General features: G+C 33.2%; 15 protein-coding genes and 1 tRNA gene. 10 read left to right on the plus strand and 6 right to left on the minus strand.

The window, feature by feature from the left end; genetic code table 11:
* The first annotated feature begins 6 nt into the window (after positions 1 to 6).
* The 6 genes from rpoD (at position 7) to P8J93_03225 (ending at position 6048) form a co-directional block, all read left to right on the plus strand.
* Positions 7 to 1884, plus strand: coding sequence for an RNA polymerase sigma factor RpoD (gene rpoD, locus P8J93_03200; protein ID MDG2060810.1), 1878 nt, complete (start codon positions 7 to 9; stop codon positions 1882 to 1884).
* Between the two features lie 28 nt (positions 1885 to 1912).
* A tRNA-Ile gene (locus P8J93_03205) sits at positions 1913 to 1989 on the plus strand.
* A 10-nt stretch (positions 1990 to 1999) separates the two neighbouring features.
* Positions 2000 to 2920: a putative sulfate exporter family transporter gene (locus P8J93_03210; GenBank protein MDG2060811.1), complete on the plus strand. Its 921-nt coding sequence runs from the start codon at positions 2000 to 2002 to the stop codon at positions 2918 to 2920.
* Between the two features lie 93 nt (positions 2921 to 3013).
* Positions 3014 to 3823 (plus strand): SDR family NAD(P)-dependent oxidoreductase, encoded by an 810-nt coding sequence (locus P8J93_03215; protein ID MDG2060812.1) that lies wholly within the window; start codon positions 3014 to 3016, stop codon positions 3821 to 3823.
* 28 nt (positions 3824 to 3851) lie between these two features.
* Positions 3852 to 4790 carry a tyrosine-protein phosphatase gene (locus tag P8J93_03220; protein MDG2060813.1) on the plus strand — a complete coding sequence of 313 codons (939 nt, stop codon included), beginning with the start codon at positions 3852 to 3854 and terminating at the stop codon, positions 4788 to 4790.
* A gap of 28 nt (positions 4791 to 4818) precedes the next feature.
* Positions 4819 to 6048 carry a hypothetical protein gene (locus P8J93_03225; protein ID MDG2060814.1) on the plus strand — a complete coding sequence of 410 codons (1230 nt, stop codon included), beginning with the start codon at positions 4819 to 4821 and terminating at the stop codon, positions 6046 to 6048.
* A 36-nt stretch (positions 6049 to 6084) separates the two neighbouring features.
* Here P8J93_03225 and P8J93_03230 read toward each other — a convergent pair whose 3' ends face one another.
* Both P8J93_03230 and P8J93_03235 read right to left on the minus strand, forming a co-directional pair.
* Positions 6085 to 7215 carry an acyl-CoA dehydrogenase family protein gene (locus P8J93_03230; GenBank protein MDG2060815.1) on the minus strand — a complete coding sequence of 377 codons (1131 nt, stop codon included), beginning with the start codon at positions 7213 to 7215 and terminating at the stop codon, positions 6085 to 6087.
* On the minus strand, positions 7212 to 8387 hold the full coding sequence (locus tag P8J93_03235; GenBank protein MDG2060816.1) for an acyl-CoA dehydrogenase family protein: 1176 nt from the start codon (positions 8385 to 8387) through the stop codon (positions 7212 to 7214). Before P8J93_03235 ends, P8J93_03230 begins: the two co-directional genes overlap by 4 nt.
* 318 nt (positions 8388 to 8705) lie before the next feature.
* On the opposite strand from P8J93_03235, the gene P8J93_03240 reads away from it, so the two are divergent.
* Positions 8706 to 9437 (plus strand): TSUP family transporter, encoded by a 732-nt coding sequence (locus P8J93_03240; GenBank protein ID MDG2060817.1) that lies wholly within the window; start codon positions 8706 to 8708, stop codon positions 9435 to 9437.
* Between the two features lie 100 nt (positions 9438 to 9537).
* The gene (locus P8J93_03245) at positions 9538 to 11691 is read left to right on the plus strand and encodes a pyruvate kinase (GenBank protein ID MDG2060818.1); all 2154 of its coding nucleotides are present in this window, start codon (positions 9538 to 9540) and stop codon (positions 11689 to 11691) included.
* Here the strand turns inward: P8J93_03245 and P8J93_03250 are convergent.
* The 3 genes from P8J93_03250 to P8J93_03260 all read right to left on the minus strand — a co-directional run bounded on the left by P8J93_03250 (position 11685) and on the right by P8J93_03260 (position 14779).
* On the minus strand, positions 11685 to 12665 hold the full coding sequence (locus tag P8J93_03250; GenBank protein ID MDG2060819.1) for a sulfotransferase domain-containing protein: 981 nt from the start codon (positions 12663 to 12665) through the stop codon (positions 11685 to 11687). The genes P8J93_03245 and P8J93_03250 overlap by 7 nt on opposite strands.
* Before the next feature lie 114 nt (positions 12666 to 12779).
* Positions 12780 to 13289 carry a hypothetical protein gene (locus P8J93_03255; protein ID MDG2060820.1) on the minus strand — a complete coding sequence of 170 codons (510 nt, stop codon included), beginning with the start codon at positions 13287 to 13289 and terminating at the stop codon, positions 12780 to 12782.
* A gap of 38 nt (positions 13290 to 13327) precedes the next feature.
* A complete protein-coding gene (locus tag P8J93_03260) occupies positions 13328 to 14779 on the minus strand; it encodes an NAD(P)/FAD-dependent oxidoreductase (GenBank protein ID MDG2060821.1) in 1452 nt (483 codons plus the stop codon).
* A 405-nt stretch (positions 14780 to 15184) separates the two neighbouring features.
* Here P8J93_03260 and P8J93_03265 point away from each other — a divergent pair, with 405 nt between their 5' ends.
* Positions 15185 to 15586 (plus strand): nuclear transport factor 2 family protein, encoded by a 402-nt coding sequence (locus tag P8J93_03265; GenBank protein MDG2060822.1) that lies wholly within the window; start codon positions 15185 to 15187, stop codon positions 15584 to 15586.
* A 44-nt stretch (positions 15587 to 15630) separates the two neighbouring features.
* Positions 15631 to 16020, plus strand: a complete 390-nt coding sequence (locus P8J93_03270; protein MDG2060823.1) for a nuclear transport factor 2 family protein — start codon at positions 15631 to 15633, stop codon at positions 16018 to 16020.
* A gap of 63 nt (positions 16021 to 16083) precedes the next feature.
* On the opposite strand, the gene P8J93_03275 is transcribed toward P8J93_03270, so the two are convergent.
* A partial coding sequence (locus P8J93_03275) for a cadherin repeat domain-containing protein (GenBank protein MDG2060824.1) occupies positions 16084 to 19077 on the minus strand: 2994 nt, incomplete at its 5' end.

Raw genomic sequence — 19077 nt, forward strand, 5'->3', positions numbered from 1 at the left:
TTAAATATGGCACAAAAAACAAAAGACAATCAACAAAAGTCTTCTCAAGATAAGTCTAAAGATGAATCTTCACTTACAAATGAGACAGAAGAGCTTGTAGTAAGCGAAGATGAAATAGAAAGTTCTGGTTTATCAGAATTGGTTGAGAAGGGAAAAGAGCAGGGATTCTTAACTTACGAAGACATTAACGAGATGCTTCCAGAAGATGTTTCTGATCCTGACCAGGTTGAAGAGGCTATTAGGATGTTAGAAGCTTTAGGCGTAGAGATTAATGAATCTTCAAGATCAGATTCAGATGACAGCGTTCCTGAAACTATAGCCGATACTAGAACTACATTGACTTCCGTTGATTCAGAGGTAGGAAGAACAACTGATCCTGTAAGACTCTATATGCGTGAGATGGGTACCGTTGATTTACTTACTAGAGAAGGTGAGATAGCTATTGCTAAAAGAATAGAAGAAGGTGCAAGAGAGCTTCTTTATGCTTGTTGTTTTTATCCTGGTTTAGTAGAAGGTGTGCTTGATGATTACGCTTTATTTCTAAAGGAAGAAAAAAGGATAACTGATGTCATAGTAGGGTTTATGGATGAAGAGAGCGAACCTGTTCCTTCTGCGCAAGAACAAAAGAAGCTTCAAGAAGAATCAGGAAATGATGATGAAGAAGAAGAAAATGTAGGTATAGATCTAGAAGAAGTAGACAGGCGTTTCAAGGCTGTTAAAAGACAGTTTAATAAGTCTGAAAAGGTCATCGAATCTAAAAAGGGCTCGAAACAAGCGACATTAGAGTTAGAGAAACTAGGAGAAATTTTCAAATATCTTAAGCTCTCTCCAAATCTTATAGATAGGATAGCCAATCCTGCTAGAGAGGCCTTACAAATAATTAAGAAAAATGAGAAAACTGTTTATAACTTATTCGTTAGGAAGGCAAAGATGCCAAGAAAGCTTTTTATAGAAGAATATCAAGGTAGCGAAGCAGATACTAAATGGGCTTCAAAAATATTAAATAAGAGAACTGCATGGAGCAAAGTAGCAAGGGGGCATAAAGAAGAAATAGAGAGATCTCAAAGACAACTTCATAGATTAGAAGAATTAGTAGGAATGAAAATATCCGAGATTAGGAATATTAATAGAAAAATGTCTATCGGAGAAGCCAAAGTAAGAAGAGCTAAAAAGGACATGGTTGAAGCTAATTTGCGTTTAGTGATTTCTATAGCTAAGAAATATACAAATAGGGGTTTACAATTCTTAGATTTAATCCAAGAAGGAAATATTGGATTGATGAAAGCTGTGGATAAGTTTGAATATAGAAGGGGGTATAAATTTTCTACTTATGCAACTTGGTGGATAAGACAAGCCATCACTAGATCGATAGCTGATCAAGCAAGAACAATTAGGATACCGGTGCATATGATAGAAACAATTAATAAGTTAAATAGAATATCTAGAGCCATGGTCCAAGAGATGGGTAGGGAGCCTACCCCAGAAGAGTTAGGTGAAAGAATGGAGCTTTCTGAAGACAAAGTGAGAAGAGTTTTAAAGATAGCTAAAGAACCTATCTCCACCGAAACACCTATCGGAGATGAAGATGATACTACCCTTGGAGACTTTATTGAGGATACTTCGATAGAATCACCAGACCATTCAGCTACAAATGAAAACTTAACAGATGCTACTGAAGGCATTCTTGGGAGTTTAACTGCTAGAGAATCAAAAGTATTGCGAATGAGGTTTGGTATTGGAATGAATACTGATCATACTTTAGAGGAAGTTGGAAAGCAGTTTGATGTTACTAGAGAAAGGATTAGACAGATTGAAGCTAAGGCTCTAAGGAAATTAAGACATCCTACAAGATCTTCTCACCTTAAAGGTTTTCTTGGAGATTAAGTAGATTAGAGTGTATATTTTTCATATAGGGCCCATAGCTCAGTTGGTTAGAGCGTCCGACTCATAATCGGCAGGTCCGAGGTTCAAGTCCTCGTGGGCCCACCAAAGTAAATAAGTGCAAAATTTCATTACAATCTTTTTAATGGCCTGTTTTGGTTTGCCTGGTCTTTTTATGGGTAATGCAGCTCTAAGTTTATTTGGAGGTATATTATTTGTATTAACAAGGTCAACACCAGAAAATTTCTTTTCCAAAAAAATTGGTTCAAAACTTCTACAAGTTGCCATAGTAATCCTTGGAGGAACTATAAATCTGAATATAGCTATAGAATACGGACAAGATTACTCTTTAATTATTTCTAGTTTTGTAATTTTTGTTTTTTTACTAGCACTATTTATTGGTAAAATTTTAAGGGTTTCTAGTAGGGAAAGTTATTTACTCGCAGTTGGGTCAGCTATTTGCGGTGCAACAGCTGTAGCAACTATAGCTCCTCTAATAAACGCAAAACCAAAGGAAATTTCAACAGTAATAGGTCTAATTTTTATTTTAAATCTTATAGCAATATTCTCTTTTCCTTATTTTGGAAAAATTATGAACTTATCTCAGGTGGATTTTGGATTTTGGTCTGCTTTAGCCATCCATGATACAAGTTCTGTATTAGGTGCAGCGTCTTTATATGGAGATGAGGCGATGAAAGCAGCTGCTACTATAAAGATCATCAAGACTCTATGGCTTGTACCTCTTGTTCTTATTACCAGTTATATATACAAGGGAGAAAGAAACTTTTTAGGGATTCCTGTTTTTGCGTTATTATTTTTACTAGCAGTATTTATAAATTACATATTTAGTTTTCCTTTATTTCTAGTTGATATTTTGAGCAATATTTCTAGGACACTTCTTCTAATTGGACTATTTTGTATAGGGACTCAATTAGATAAGGAATCTTTATCACACTTAAGTAGTAGTGCAGTCTTCCAAGGTTCTTTATTATGGATTCTCGTAGTTCCAATAGCATTATTAATAGTTTTATTTTATTAATATAATTATTTTTCTATTCTTCTTAAAATATAAAGCTTTCTTGACGGCTTTTATAATTGTAGTCACAATCCATTCTCTAATTTTAAAAAAGATATGAATAAAAGATTAAAAGATAAAATATGTGTAGTTACTGGAGCAACGAGAGGAATAGGTAGAGGTACTGCTATTGCTTTAGCAGAAGAAGGAGCAACTGTTTACGTCACAGGGAGAACTGAAACAGGACCTTTAAGTATAGAGAGCAGTGTAAAATCAATCAATGAAGTTGGTGGCGAAGGTCACGGTGTTGTCGTGGATCACAGCATTGATGCTGAAATTGAAAACCTTTTTAAAAGAATAGGACAAGAGCAAGGAAAGATAGATATCTTGGTAAATAATGTTTTCAAGATTCCTGATGAACCTGTTTGGGCAGGAGGATTTTGGGAACATCCAATTCAAGTTTGGGATGATCAAGTGGGTGTTGGCTTAAGAGCCCACTATGTGGCTAGTTGGCATGCAGCCCCCTTAATTTTTAATTCTGGATCGGGTGGATTGATTATGAATATTTCTTCACCTGGAGGAATTTCATATCACTTTTCTTCCTCTTATGGGACTGGAAAGGCAGGTTTAGATAGATTGACAGCAGACATGGCTGTTGAATTAAAGGAAAAGGAAGTTAATACCATTTCATTATATCCGGGCGCTGTCTCGACAGAGTTCGTACTAGAGAATGCAGCAAAAATGGGCAATCCGGTTGAGAATGCTCAAACACCTTTATTGGTGGGAAGATCAGTTGTTGCTTTGGCGGTTGCCGAAGACCTCTCTGAGAGATCTGGATCAATTCAATGGGTAGAAGATATAAGCAAAGAATTTGATATTAGAGATGAGTATGGCAACCTTGCTGCGCCATATCCTATTAGAGATTAATAAAAATTTTATAAGGCCCAAAAGGATCATGGATTTTGCTATTTTTAAAAATCTAAGCAGAGTAATTCTTTACTGCTCTTTCTTCATTTTGATTCTATTTCTTTATTCTTGCTCTAAAGAACTTAATGATCTACCAGCTGCAGATAGACCTATTCCTTCAGAATCAATTTCTATTGATAGGCAAGATTTCAGAAAATTACCATTAGAAGGAGCTCATAATTTTAGAGACTTAGGAGGCTTTAAGACACTAGACAATAGGTCTATAAAGTGGGGACTTTTATATCGTTCTGACTCACTTCACGCTTTAAGCAATGAAGACATAGATTATCTTCTAAGATTGAAGCTAAGTTCCATTGTAGATTTCAGATCTACTTTCGAAAGAGAAGACCATCCTGATAAACTTATTGGTAATACTAGAATGTATCTTCTGAGTATTGATCCTTTTAAGGATATTTTACCAGAGAATTCTGATCAGTCTTTTGAAGATCTTCAAAAAGAAATGTTTTCTGGAAATCTTGACCTTTCAGATTATTTGGTAGATTTTAATAGAGATCTCGTATCTAATTTTACTCCTGTTTATAAAGATTTTTTCGACACCTTGATAAACAATAAAGGCTTACCTTTGGTTTTTCATTGCACTGCAGGTAAAGACAGAGCTGGCTTTGCAGCAGCTCTTTTATTGTCAGTTTTAGGAGTTCCAAGAGATATAGTGATGGATGATTATCTTGCGACTAATTTTTATACTGAAGATGAAACTAACAAAAAACTATTTAAAATTAATCTTTTCTCCCTTTTTCAGGCGGATACTGAGAATATAAAAAAAGTTTTGGGCGTAGAGGAGCGTTATTTAAGGGCAGCTTTTAATCAAATAGATGAGCAGTGGGGAGGTATGGATAATTACTTTGAAAAAGGGTTAATGCTTTCCAAATTTGAGATAGAGAAAATTAAATCACTATATCTTGAGTAAAAAATATTTTTTTACTAGTCTTTAAATCATGGCTTCAAATAAGACAAGCTTAGAAGAAAATATTAATGAATTTAATAGATGGATGCTATTTGGAGATGAAGAGCTGGATCTTATATTTAATAAATCTTCAGTTAATGAACTAGGTAGAAATATTGCTTTAAAAAGGTTTATATTTTTAATTCCAATTCTTAGTAGAGGATTTATATATTCAATTTATTTATTTCTAAAACAGTTTCCTTCAAATACCCTTAATAAATCTGAAGTACCAAATCATATTTTAGTGGAGTCTGAAGCAAAACATCATCATAAGAATTATTTTAGGTTTTTTCCAAAAGGTCACGGTCAAAACTATTTGTTAATAAAATGTTTTAAGAAAGATGATTTTACTAAGATTACATATATTCCTTTGATAAAAATTTTACAAAATTTTTTTAAAAATCTAATTCAAGTATATAAATTTTTAAGTATTGGCATGTCTAGCGAAGTAAGAATTAAGGTTTTTAGAATAATTTATAGAAATATACCTATTTACTCTTATTTTTGCGCTCTTTTGAGTGAACTCAAATCAATGAATAAAAGTGTAGAAATTTATCATGGAGGTGCAGGCCTAGTTGCTTTGGCTGCAAATATGATCAATATAAGAACATCTCTATATTCTCATGGTTTCATAAATAAAATCCCCAGTATAAATATACCAAGAGATGATAAAATTTATGTATATTCAGATGAAGAAGTTACCTATCTTTCTGCTATCCTTAAAAATTCAGAGATTAAAAAATACCCAAGTTTGGAATTAAAGCAAAAGGAAAAAAAGGTTATTTTATTTCTTAATCCAGATTCAAGGATGTCAGAAAAGGAGCTAGAGCATATCAAAGATTTAGTTCAATTTTTTAATTCAAAAGATTATGAGATCTTTGCTCGTAGACATCCAGCAGAATGGGGTGAGATAGGAAGAAATCTTTGTAGTTTATTAAATATTGGATTTTGTGATGAGGAAATAGAAATAAATCAACTATTAGATATAGAAAAACCTGAATTTACAGTTTCTTTTCTTTCTACTACTATTTGTGAATCTCTGAATGCTGGAATAATTCCAATCTGCATCTCTGATAATACAAAGAATAAATATGATAAGTTAGAAAGTGTTTACCCTTTAGAAAGAAGATCTTATTTTTGGAATTCAGAATCAAGATTAATTAAAGAATTGATAGAGGAAGATAATTACTTAGAATCTTTGCAAACACTGAAATCTAGGTAATATTTGTTGATTTAAAGATTATCAAATTGGCATTCATTATTTATAACTATTAAATTTCTGGAGATGATAATCTGAATTTCCAAAGATGGAATCAATAATTATTAACCTTTTGAAATAATGTCCTATTCTAAGTTCTTCTGTTACTCCCATACCTCCGTGAAGTTGTACTGAATTTTCTCCTATAAAAACTCCAGATTTTCCAATCAAATGTTTTAGAGCATGAACAGTTCTTTGAGCTGAAGTTTCTCCTTCAACGGATTCCATTGTTGCCCGATATAATAATGATTTACATTGTTCATATTCCATAAACATATCGACAAGTTTATGCTGAATGACTTGGAATTCAGATAATGGATGATCAAATTGTTCTCTTTGTTGAGTATACTCCAACGTGTCTTTATAAAGTATTTCCATAATACCAATAGCTTCAGCGCACAAAGCTAAAATAGCGTCATTAGATACCCCTTGTAATATTTTAAATCCTTCATCTATTGGTCCTACCAATCTATCTGGGTTTATATGGACATCTTTAAGATTTATTTCTGAGGCTCTTAATCCATCTACAGTTGGAAAGTTTTCACATGTTATACCCTCTTGATTTGTATCTACTAGAAATAAAGAAATGCCTTTTTTACTCGTATTACTATTGCTCGTTCTAGCCGTAACTATAATCTGGTCAGAACTCTCAGCATTTTGTACCATTGATTTCTGGCCATTTAGAATGAAGCCTTCTTTAGCTATAATGGCAGAAGTCTGGACATTCTCTAAGTCAAATCTACTTTGATTTTCAGCATACGCAAAAGCAATATGTCTGCTTCCGTCTATTAGTCCCGGAATAAATTCTTCTTTTATCTTGGTTGAATCACTTCGTTTTAAAGCTCCACCGCCCATGACAATACTAGCTAGATAAGGTTCAAGAACTAAACCTCTTCCGAATTGTTCCATGATTAAAAGTACATCTATCTGGTTTCCGCCAAAACCTCCATCAGATTCTTCAAAAGGCAATCCTAGCCATCCTAATTCAGCCATAGAATTCCAATTTTCAAAACTATAGCCAAGCTCATTTTTACTCAGCTCTATTCTATTATCCAAATCATATTTTTCTTGTACAAAGCGTTCTACACTTCGTTGAATCATTGTTTGTTCTTCCGTGAAATCAAAGTTCATTTTTCTTTCCTCTTACTTGCAATCCCAAGTACATTTTTAGCAATAACATCGCGCTGAACTTCACTAGCTCCTCCATAAATTGTATAAGCTCTACTTGATAAATATCCAGACATTCCTGCCTTTGCAAAAGGTGTGCCGATGGAGCTATTTCCCCAGGCTGCTGCATAGATTCCACTAGCTTCTACAGTCAATTTTTGGATCCTTTGCTGGATTTCAGTTCCTTTTAATTTAAGAATTGATGATTCTGGCCCTAATTCACCTCCTGATGTTGCACTGGCTAAGCTTCTTAGTTCAGTAAATTCAGCAGCCATCAAATCGATTTCCAGTTCTCCTATCTTTGACTGATAAGAAGGATCATCCATTAAAGTTTCATTACCTCGTGTTACTGATCTTGCATTTTCTTTTAACTTTTCAAGAGCAAATAGTGATTTAGACAAACCAGCTAGCCCCGTTCTTTCATGTTGGAGCAAACCTTTTGCATAGGTCCAACCTTTACCTTCTTCACCTATTCTATTTTCCACTGGAACTTTGACATCAGTTAGATGCACAGTATTTACAGTATGTGAACCTCCAAGTGTAATAATTGGTTTTACCTCAATACCTTCTTGTTTCATAGGAAAGAGAAGGAAGGTAATACCTTGTTGTTTTGTTCCTTGATCGTTTGTTCTAGTTAAGCAAAAAATCCAATCTGCAATATGAGCAAGAGATGTCCATATCTTTGAGCCATTAACCAGATAATATTTACCATCTTTAGAAATTTCTGCCTTTGTTTTTAAATTAGCTAAATCAGATCCAGCCCCTGGTTCTGAATAACCCTGACACCAATTTACTTTTCTAGCCCTTATATCTGGTAAGAATTTTTCTTGCTGTACCTTATTTCCATAAGTCATTAATATTGGAGCTAACATCCCGATTCCCATAGGGATATCAAAAGGTATATCTATTTTTGCAGTTTCTTGTTCCCATATGTAATGTTGCGTTGGACTCCATCCTGGACCACCAAACTCTGAAGGCCATTTAGGTACATCCCAGCCACCTTTTTCCTTTGCTTTTTCAAACCACTCAAAACGCCATTTGAAATAGTCCGAATCTTTTTTTCTTTTATTGAGCTCAAGAAAATCATTAACTTCTTTTTTAAATGAGAGATCTTCTTTACTAAGTTCTATATCCATAATTTTTCAAAAATTTATTGATTCAAGACTTTGCATACTAGTTTGTTTTCAGAATTTTTACAAAGGGAAGATTTATTAAAAAGTAGTAATCATCATTACATTAGATTACTTCTATAAATCATATAACTTATTTTTATTATGATTATTGGTACAAGGCTTCTTTTATCATTCTTGTTGATGGTTAAGAAGGTGATTATCCGTTATTATGAGCTTGTTTCGAGATACTTATATTTTGTACTTACGATAGTAATTTTGCATCAAAGAACATTAATTATTTTAATAAAAAATCACTAAAAATTTTCTAATTATTCTTAAATTATGTCAGTTTTCTTAAATCTTGAATTCATGTTGTTATCCTTAATAATTTTATTATTAAGTCTAGTTCAGTCTATTTTTGGAGTTGGTCTTCTTTTATTTGGTACTCCTACTTTATTACTTTTAGGCTATTCTTATGATGTTACTTTATGGATTTTATTACCTGCTTCAATGCTTATTTCTTTATCCCAAGTCATAGGCAATAATGATTTGATTGTAACTGAAAAGAAATTATATGTTGCGACTTTACCACCGCTTGTTTTAGGCCTTTTTTTAGTAGTGACTAATGAAAACTTTATAGATATAACTAAAGTTGTAGGAGCAGCTCTAATATTAATAGGCTTATTGAGAATATCCAAGCGTTTAGAGAAAATACTCAAGATATTTTTATCAAAAAATACAATCTTATTTTATTTCTTCCTCGGCGGGATTCATGGAATATCAAATATGGGCGGAGGTCCACTTACTGTGTTAATGTCAAGTCTGCATGCGACCAAAGAATCTATTAGGGCAAACATTGCTCAAATATATTTTTTATTCGCATTTTTTCAACTACTAGTTCTTTCAATAACTCGCTTAGAGTCATTTAACCCTTCATACTTGATGCTCACCTTAGTTGCGATAATAAGCTATTTCTTTCTGGGAAAAAAATTATCACTACTTTTGAGTAATGAAAAATATCAGTATTTCATTACTCTACTTATTCTTTGTTATGGGATATTCTCTTTTCTTTAACCTTTCCAATAAGGTTTTGACTGGCTAAAAGATTGATAAGGATTGAAAAGAAGTCTAAACTTCTGATTTATCAAACCTTGAGAATCTTAAAAAATCTAAAATGCACACAAAGATACTCTGTACATTAGGTCCCGCGTCTTTAAATAAAAAGGTAATTGGCAGATTAGAGGATTTGGGTGTCGAAATATTTCGTTTAAATCTTTCACACACTAAGATAGAAAATCTCCAGGATCAAATCAAATTAATCCAGTCCAATACCAATATACCCTTATGCTTGGATACTGAAGGAGCTCAAATAAGAACAGGAACCTTAAAAAAAGGTGAATTAAGTTTGATAGAAAATAGTATCGTAGAGGTTTCAGAGAAGATAATTAAAGGGGATGAAAAGAAATTTAACTTATACCCAGAGAATATTATTCAAGAGCTTCATGTAGGAGATATTTTAAGCATAGATTTTAATTCAGCCTTACTTCAGGTAGTTAAAAAATCTAAAAATAAATTAGATCTTAAAGTCATAACTGGAGGAATGATTGGAAGTAATAAGGCAGTATCTGTGAACAGAAAAGTAAACCTTAGCTCTTTGACTGCCAAAGATATAAGAGCCATTGATATAGGTCTAAAAAATGATATTAAGCACTTCGCTTTATCATTTGCTAATGAAGGTGAAGATGTCAAAGGCATAAGAAAGAGAATAGGTAAAAAGAGTTTTTTGATATCAAAAATTGAATCTGCAGAAGGGCTTATTAACAAAAAAGAAATTATTAAATTTTCAGATGCTGTCCTAATAGATAGAGGAGATTTATCAAGAGAAGTTTCTATCCATAGAATTCCTCAGGTTCAAAGAGATATTATTAAACTAGCCAATAGTAAGAAAACAGAAGTTTATGTTGCAACTAACCTTCTAGAATCTATGATTCAGAATTCATCTCCTACTAGGGCAGAAGTAAATGATGTCTACAATCTTCTAGAGTCAGGCGCAAATGGCCTAGTTTTAGCAGCAGAAACTGCCATAGGAAATCATCCTATTGCATGTGCAAATATGATTAAGAAATTAATTAATGAATTTAATGCACCTGTTGCGTCATCAAATTTATTATTTGAAGATCCTTCTTTAATCAAGCCACATGGAGGTTCTTTAATTCTAAATATGGCATCCATAGAACAAGTTAAGAGAGATGGGAGTTCAAGGAAGTTGGTTGTAGAAGATTCTGATTTAATTGATGCAGAGCAAATTGCTTTAGGTACTTTTTCTCCTATCGATTCATTTATGAGTAAAGAAGAATTAAATAGTGTTTTAAAAACAAATAAGCTTTTAGATGGAAATGTGTGGACTTTGCCAATTATTCTTCAAATAAAAAGAAATGGTTTGATGCCTGAAATTGGAGAGAGAGTCATTTTAACTTCTAAAAAGGGAGAAAAAATAGCATTTTTAGATGTTCAAAATATTTATAATATTGACTTGGAGAAAGTTGCCTTAAAGTGGTTTGGAACTAATTCTGAAGACCATCCAGGGGTAAAAAGGTTTTTATCTAAAGGAAATATAGTAATTAATGGAAAAGTTACTCTTATTAATAGAAGAAAATCTGTCTATAGAAGCTATGAACTTACACCTCATGAAACAAGATATATTTTCAGCCAAAGAAATTGGTCTAGAGTAGTTGGTTTTCATACTAGAAATCCTGCTCATGGAGTCCATGAACATATTCAATTGAGGGCGTTAAAAGAGTCTGAGGCAGATGGCCTGTTTATTAATCCTGTCATAGGTGAGAAAAAAACTGGAGATTTCTCGACTGAAATTATTCTAGAGAGCTATAAAATATTAATAGCTAATAAAATATATCCAGATAAATCTGTTCTTTTAGGTGGCTTTAATACTTATTCTAGATATTCAGGGCCTAGAGAAGCGATTTTTACTGCGATATGCAGAAAGAACTTAGGTTGCAGTCATTTCATCATAGGAAGAGATCATACTGGCGTTCAGGATTTCTACAAAGAGAATGAAAATAAAGAGTTCTTTAATAAACTCAACAATCTAGAGATTGAACTAATCTTCTTTAATAAGATAGGTTTTAATTCAAAACAAAAAAAGTTTGCTAATTACTCAAATTCAAAGTCATTTAAAGAAATAAGCGGTTCGGATGTAAGGGCCTCTTTTAAGACTAATAAAAAGCTTCCCAATTGGTATATGAGAAAAGAAATTCAAAATATGATTCGTTTAAAAATCAATCAAAAGAAAAAAGTATTTATTCAATAAGACTTTTCTAGATCCCAATAAGATTCATACTTTGCAGAAGCTTCCTTTAACTCTTCAAATATCTCTTTAGAAGCAGAATTCTTTAGTTCTTTGAGTTTTGCTTGCCTAGAACTGAGGGGGATTTCTGAGTGGCAACCTTCTCTTTTCAATACTTCTCCCATATTAGAGTAGGGAGAACTTTCTAGAAATTTAGATAACTGTTCAATTACAGTATTGGGACTAGAAAAGAAATTTTCATAGCCTAATTTCAATATTCTATCTTTTCTATCCGAGTTTATTTTTTCATAACTCTTGTCACTCATCATATAAAGATTACAGACACTTTTTATAGCTCTATCGACTTCAGACATATCTGCATATAGATCTTTCCAGCTTTCTGCGTGCCAAGGTATGGGTCCTTTTTTACTTTGTAAGGTTGGTGCAAATACCAGAGGGTCTAATCCAAACCTTTTACCTAAACCTCTTGAAAACCAAGAGTGGGCAAGATCTATCGGGTGTCTTTCAATATGAATCATTTGGAGATTTGGAAATGTCTCAAAAAAGAACTCTACGAAAGGCATGCATTCATGAATTAGAAAAGATGGAAGCCGGTTGTTGATCTTTAGTTTTTGAATTGCTTCTTCGCCATCATGATCTTTTGACCTGTTTGCATAGTCTTCAAAGTCAGTTGCATGAGTTATTGAGGAGCTATCATCTAACCTTTGGTTGAGGCCTCTACCTATGGACATATTATAGATGGCATAGTCTAAATATATTTGCATCATAGATTTAGCTGCATCTTTTTCTATGAAGCCTAAAGAATTTAATATAGGAAAATGTTCTAAAGATTCTATATATTGAAAATATTCAACCCTCTTGAAATTTGAACAGATTTTTCCCAATAAAAACTTTCCCGCTCTTGATACACCATCTAAAAAAAGGACTTGATCATAGATAGGTTCTCTCGAAGAAATTTTTGTTTTTAATTCTTTCATTTATTATTTTTTAAGCGTTCCATCTTTTTAAGTTTAAAATAATAGTTTTGCTTTTATTTAAGAAAAATGTTCCTAGGTTTAACTAATATTTTATAGTATATGATGTATTAAAATTTAAAATCTTTTTAATCCTTTCTTGAATATTGCAAAAATTAATATTACTAAAGATAGAAATACCAAGATCCATTTAATTTGGTTGAAGCTGCTTCCGAAAATAAGCTGTATATTAGTGATTTGATCAGGTTTTGAATACATCAGAAGAGCTATTTGGATATTTTCTAGAATATCACTTATTCCGGTAAGTACTGGGACGATTATTAGTTTATTATTATTTATTTCTAATACAGAGTATAAACCCAAAAAAAAAGTTACGTATAGGGCAGGAAAAATGATATCCAAGGTTAAAGAGGAAATAATATATACATTTCTTTCTTCACTGCTAAGAACTTCAAAAAGGGTAATAATATCTTGATAGTTAAAACCGAATTTTAGATCAAGCATATTTTCATAAATACTACTTGGAAGCGCTTGGAAAGCTAAAGAACAAAGTAAGAGAAGGGCAATAGATATAATTAGTATTTTAGGTTGCCCAGAAAATATTTTGTACCTTTTAATTTGATTCATGTATTAAAAATGTTTATTTAATTTATATAAGATTTTGATTAGGTAAGAATAAAGTCTGCTAAGTTAGGTTTCTCCATTGTTTTAGTAAATCTAGAATAGGTCCAAGGCCAGCTTGCAGGTATACCGGCTTCATTTAGATACCAACTTGAACAGCCTCCAAGGTACCATACAGTCTTTTTAGCTGCATTCACTCTATCTTTCTCATATGAATGAGTAGCTTTTTTACTAGGTTCAATAAAATTAAATTCCTCTTTTGCAATCCCATTAATTAATTGCAAGATGTAGTTCATTTGATGCTCAGCTATGTCAATTAAAGAAAAATTACCAACAGGACCATTTGGGCCATTCAGCATAAAAAAGTTTGGAAAGTTAGGCATGCAGATTGAAAGATATGCTTCTGGTGAAGGGTTCCAATATTCTGATAAGCTTGTGGAGTGTCTTCCATAAATATTCATTGGCCTCATGAATTGATTAGTTTTGAATCCAGTAGCAAGAACGATCACATCTAGAGAAAAAGAATTTTTGTTAGTTTTTATCCCATTTTTAGTTATTTTTAAAATTTCTTCTGTTACTAAAGAAGTGTCCGGTTTTTGTATAGCAGGATAATATTCAGACGACCAAATTAATCTTTTACAAAGAGCTCTATGATCTGGCATAAGTTTCTCTCTTAAAATACGGTTCATTACATTTAGGTTTAAATTATCTAAACATATTTTTTGTAACTGCTCGGCTTCTTGTGAATTCATATCTAAAATAGCTTGAGAATATAATTCAACTCCAGCTTGGTATTCTTCAAATCCCATTGCTTTTTCTAAAATTAAAGGATCTTTAAAAGATTCTTTTTCTTTTTTTGTAAAAGAGTTATTTATTAATGGCATCATCCATTGTGGTGTCCTTTGAAAATGATAGGTGTGCCAGCAATTACCTGCCAGTGAGCTTAATATCTGAACACCCGTTGAGCCATTACCTATTATTCCTACTCTACTATTTTCTAAATCTATGGAGTGGTTCCAGTTTGAGCTATGGAATATATCACCTTCAAAAGAATCTATGCCATCAATTTTTGGATATTTTGGATGATGCAAGACACCGGTTGCCGCTATGAGAATATCAGCCTCATCTTTAGGCCCATTATTAAATTCTAGAAGCCATTTTTTGTTTACAAAATTAGCTTTTACAGCTTCTTTATTAAATTCTATTTTAGATCTAAGATTATATTCTATAGCGACATTTTCGAAATATTCTTGGATTTCTTTACCAGTAGAATAGTGTGTTGACCAATTAGGGTTTCTTTTAAAGCTGTAAGTGTAATGATGTGAAGGGACATCGCAGATAAGACCCGGATAAGTATTATCTCTCCATGTGCCTCCAAGATTATTCGCTTTCTCATAAATAATAATATTTGAAAATCCATTCTCTATAAGCTTAATCGCCGCAAGTATTCCTGCCATGCCAGCTCCTAAGATAATAATTTTTATCTCTTTAGCCATAAAATCTTAAGACCCAGTTAACTATTTAATATAAATTTTAAGTAAATTTTCTTCTGAGTTAGTTAAACTGACTTCTTGAATATTTACAAGAATATTTGAAAACAATAAAAGAGGAACTCAAACATGAAAGTTTTGGCAATTGGTGGCAGCGGAGGAATGGGCGCAATAACCGGGATACCCGTTAGCTTGCGCGTTAAAGATGCTAATAGAGGGAAAGATAACCAAAAAAGGTGTTTTGGCTCCTGAATCTGGAGTGATTGATCCTCAATTTTTTTCTCAGAATTTTTCTCTTTATTAATGAGTGAATTAGATAATGAGAAAGAGTTAATTGAAGATTTTATTAATATTTCTCGCTCTTGGGAGGAATAATGCTATTTTGTATGTATATTATTGTTAGGAGGCCTTATGAAAGACCCAATTGAAACAGCTGTTCATACTCATCTAGATTGTTGGAATGCCGGAGATAGAGATAAGTGGCTAAGTGCATGGCACCCTGATGTCATCTTTCAAGATCCTGTAGGCGGTAAGGAAAAGAATGGAATAGTTGCCATAGAAAATACTTGGGATAAAGCTTTTCAAGCAGGGCATAGTTGGAATTTAGAACTCGCTTTTATGTCAGTTTGTGGTGATCAAGTAGCCGTACACCTTATCAACCATGGTAACTTGGACGGCAATATTTTTGATCTAGAATCTATTGAAATCTATTGGATTGGTGATTGCGGAAGAATTGTTCGCTGTCATACGTATTTTAATCCATCTGAAGATCAGGTTTTGGATCCGTGGTTTACAACAGGATGGACTGAATAAAAAGAACTAGTGTATTATTAGAAATAGTTTTTTAGGGGAATATTATGAAAGAATCAATTGAAACGGCTGTGCATACCCACATAGATTGTTGGAATGCTAGCGATCGAGAAAAATGGACGCCTGCTTGGCATCCAGATGTAATCATGCAAGATCCTGTTGGGACTGGAAAAGTAAAGCAAGGATTATCCGCAATAGAAGGAATGTGGGAAAATGCTTTTAAACCAGGGCATAGTTGGAATTTAGAATTATTGTTTATGTCAGTGTGTGGTGATCAAGTAGCTGTTCACCTTCTCAATCATGGAAATGTTAACGGCAATAAAATTGAACTAGAATCAATAGAAATTTATTGGATTGGTGATTGCGGCAGAATTGTCCGATGTCATACGTATTTTAATCCATCTGAAGATCAGGCTTTAGATCCTTTCTGGACTTAGAGTCGTAAATATAAATCTATTAGACCTTCTATAGTTTGGTGCCCCCTGAAGGAAGAGATTAGATTATTCTGTTATGAATGTGATGGTCTCGGTAAAATCATAAGTTTTAAAATTTAAAGCTCTATCTCTTAAAGTAAATTCAGTAACTCCCCAAGTACCCGGAGCAGATCCTGCTGGCAGCATCACGGTAGCTGTATATTCATACCAATCTAAATCTATATTATTAGGATAAAGATCCGACCTTCTCGGTGGATAATGATAATATCCTTTTGTCAGACCCTGGGGATCCCTGAAGGTAAAGTAACCTAACTTGTAACCTGAAATGTCATCTTTTATTCTAAAAGTAAATTTTACTTCCGTTTCACCATTAGGTGATGAAGGATTAGTTGATTCTGCAGAAATACTGATGATATTTAAATCTAACTGAGGTGGAGAGGTATCAGGATTAGTCGTTTCCAAATATATTTGCGGTGCCGCTTCATCTGCAGAGCCATTATTTTCCTTACTCACTAAAGAGCCTCTTGATTCTTCTGGAGCAGTTAGATAGGTTCTTGTTTCATTGCCAGCTTGGTCAAGCATTCTAGTATAGTTAAGCCTATATATTCCACTAGGCATATAATTTGGCATCCAATATTCTAAGTAACATTGGTTATTCCTTGCTTCTCCATAAAGTTCTAATGAATAAGTGGAGATTAACTCGTCATTTAATGCACCGTAACATGTAAAATCATCTCTATTATTGCTATTTTCAGAAAAATCCCAAGTCGCTATAATGACGTCAGTAATCTTATCTTCAATTATTTTGGTGTCTAAAGAGAGAGCTGCGCTATTAGCTATATATTCTGGTGGTATCAGATCTTCCCCAGGACTATCTACATACATTCGCCAACCGAAATCATTCGTAGACTCCATCCGTTGATTCCCCACTTGATCTTGAAGAACAATTTGACTTGTTTGCCAGTAGCCATTGGCAGCGTTCGCGGGAAGTGTATAAGATCCACTTAATACAGTTCCTGTAGAGTTACCATTTTTTGGATACATGTATAAATCAAAGTAAGTATCTTCAGTGCTAAAGATTCTCATTCTTGCCCACTGAGCACCTTCTAAAACGCCATCTAGCGCATGTAATTCCAACTCTACTGTGACCAGCTTTTCATCCGTGGGCTGTCCTATTACAGAAACATTTATTCTTCTTATTTTTCCAGGGTACACATAATCTGGATAAAGATTGTAAACTTCAAATGTTAAATCTTCTCTTATTTTTGAGATATAAACATTTCCCTGCATAATCCTATCTCTTATAAATTCATATTTAGAATTGGACCTGGATCTTAATTTATCTGGATTGATAATAAAAAATGAAATAGATTCAGCCATATCTTCATTGGGATTCTTGAGATGTGCATAAGCACTCACAAATTCTGTAGTTTTTGTAGTTGACCAGCCCTCTACTTTGCTTGAGTCTTCATACCATCCACCTAGCTCAATCCAGTCATCCTTTAAAGTCTCATCAAATACTAATCCCCATAAAAAGTGTGCTTTTTCATGAAGAATTAGTCTGTGGACATAATCTAAACTATCACTATTAAATCCTAATTCCATAAATTCTATATAACCAGAATCTACCCAAGCTATAGCTGGAGCTTCTGGCATGTAATCATTTCTCGTTCCATCCAGTCTTCTAACTAAATAATTCAATCCTACTATCTTATGCATGCCTCTTGGCATCTCTTCAAACATACTAATAATTTCTACCAGCTCAGATGGATGAAAAGGCTGAAACCTTTGTTCAACCTCACCAGTAAGTTCTAGATAATCTGGTATTTCTGTCTTAATGCCATACTTCTCAAAAAGAATCTTGGACACAGCCACAGAATCATTTCCATTATTGGTAACAAATCTTATTATTGCATGATGAAGTCTATTGGAAAAATATGTACCTCTTTTGCCTTCTATTAAAGCAATCCTTGGATTTGCATTCTCAAAAGTAATACTGGATATATTGACATTTTTTACTTCTCCATTATCTTCAATAGAAATATCATCAACTAAATTAGAGTCTGTTAAAGTCCACTTACTTAAAGTCCTATTTTCACTATTAAAGTTTTCATTACGTACAAATTGTGGAATTTGTTGCATGGTCTCATACACAGCAAAGGACATGTCTTGTGTCCATATTCTTTCACCTTCATCAGATAAAATAATTCCGTAATCTATATAAAGTCTTTCCGCAAAGGAAGAATCTACAACGGATACAGTTTCGTTTAGAAACTCTACTTCTAAAGGACTGATAGGGGTTGCGGAATACTCTGTACCTGAAGTTGTTTGATCTTCTTCCCAGCAATATCTAAATCCATCTAATCCAGATGTAAATGATGAATCACAAACTAAAGAGTCATCTGTGATATTACCTGTCGAACTTAAGTAAGCTCTTGAAGAGCTAGTAGAATTAAGTGAAGAAGAATCAACTTCTCTGGTATTTTTTCCTGTAATAGTAAAATATTTTGTGGATGAATTGCCTTGTTCATCTGTTGCTGTCAGAAACACGGAATATGTAGACTTGATCTCTGAATCAGATTTTAAAGAAAGAATTTCTCCAGAATTACTCGATAGAATTTCGAATAATTCACTATCCGTACCACCTATCGTGTAGTTAGTTGAACCTTTAGATCCCGTTTCAGAAATGGATGAAGAAAAGGAACCGTCTTTAACTTCAATGGATGACAAACTAATATCAATAATGTTTTCTACTTTAACTAATTCAAAAATATCTGCATCAGGACCTGTAATAGAAATACTTATTTCATCTCCATCATCATCTTCTGTAAATACAGAAAGTAAATCCTTTTGATTCTCAGAAAAATCCATAGAACTACTCAAGGTATTCAATATAACTGGAGCGCGATTTAATTTTATCTCAGAAGCTTGAATTGAAGAATTAGAGGAGTCTTCTGAAGCACTAGAACCAGATGCAGAAGTATTTGCAGAACCTGAACTTGCCAAATTAGAAGTATTCGAAGAATCTGAACTTGCCAAGCTAGAAGAATTATTTGTACT

The organism is SAR86 cluster bacterium (assembly GCA_029268615.1).
In the GTDB taxonomy this organism is placed as follows: domain Bacteria; phylum Pseudomonadota; class Gammaproteobacteria; order Magnimaribacterales; family Magnimaribacteraceae; genus JAQWNM01.

Excerpts from the sequence above, each read along its gene's own strand:
- rpoD (MDG2060810.1), top strand. The coding sequence starts at position 7 with ATGGCACAAAAAACAAAAGACAATCAACAAAAGTCTTCTCAAGATAAG.
- P8J93_03215 (MDG2060812.1), top strand. The coding sequence starts at position 3,014 with ATGAATAAAAGATTAAAAGATAAAATATGTGTAGTTACTGGAGCAACG.
- P8J93_03220 (MDG2060813.1), top strand. The coding sequence starts at position 3,852 with ATGGATTTTGCTATTTTTAAAAATCTAAGCAGAGTAATTCTTTACTGC.
- P8J93_03225 (MDG2060814.1), top strand. The coding sequence starts at position 4,819 with ATGGCTTCAAATAAGACAAGCTTAGAAGAAAATATTAATGAATTTAAT.
- P8J93_03230 (MDG2060815.1), bottom strand. The coding sequence starts at position 7,215 with ATGAACTTTGATTTCACGGAAGAACAAACAATGATTCAACGAAGTGTA.
- P8J93_03235 (MDG2060816.1), bottom strand. The coding sequence starts at position 8,387 with ATGGATATAGAACTTAGTAAAGAAGATCTCTCATTTAAAAAAGAAGTT.
- P8J93_03240 (MDG2060817.1), top strand. The coding sequence starts at position 8,706 with ATGTCAGTTTTCTTAAATCTTGAATTCATGTTGTTATCCTTAATAATT.
- P8J93_03245 (MDG2060818.1), top strand. The coding sequence starts at position 9,538 with ATGCACACAAAGATACTCTGTACATTAGGTCCCGCGTCTTTAAATAAA.
- P8J93_03250 (MDG2060819.1), bottom strand. The coding sequence starts at position 12,665 with ATGAAAGAATTAAAAACAAAAATTTCTTCGAGAGAACCTATCTATGAT.
- P8J93_03255 (MDG2060820.1), bottom strand. The coding sequence starts at position 13,289 with ATGAATCAAATTAAAAGGTACAAAATATTTTCTGGGCAACCTAAAATA.
- P8J93_03260 (MDG2060821.1), bottom strand. The coding sequence starts at position 14,779 with ATGGCTAAAGAGATAAAAATTATTATCTTAGGAGCTGGCATGGCAGGA.
- P8J93_03265 (MDG2060822.1), top strand. The coding sequence starts at position 15,185 with ATGAAAGACCCAATTGAAACAGCTGTTCATACTCATCTAGATTGTTGG.
- P8J93_03270 (MDG2060823.1), top strand. The coding sequence starts at position 15,631 with ATGAAAGAATCAATTGAAACGGCTGTGCATACCCACATAGATTGTTGG.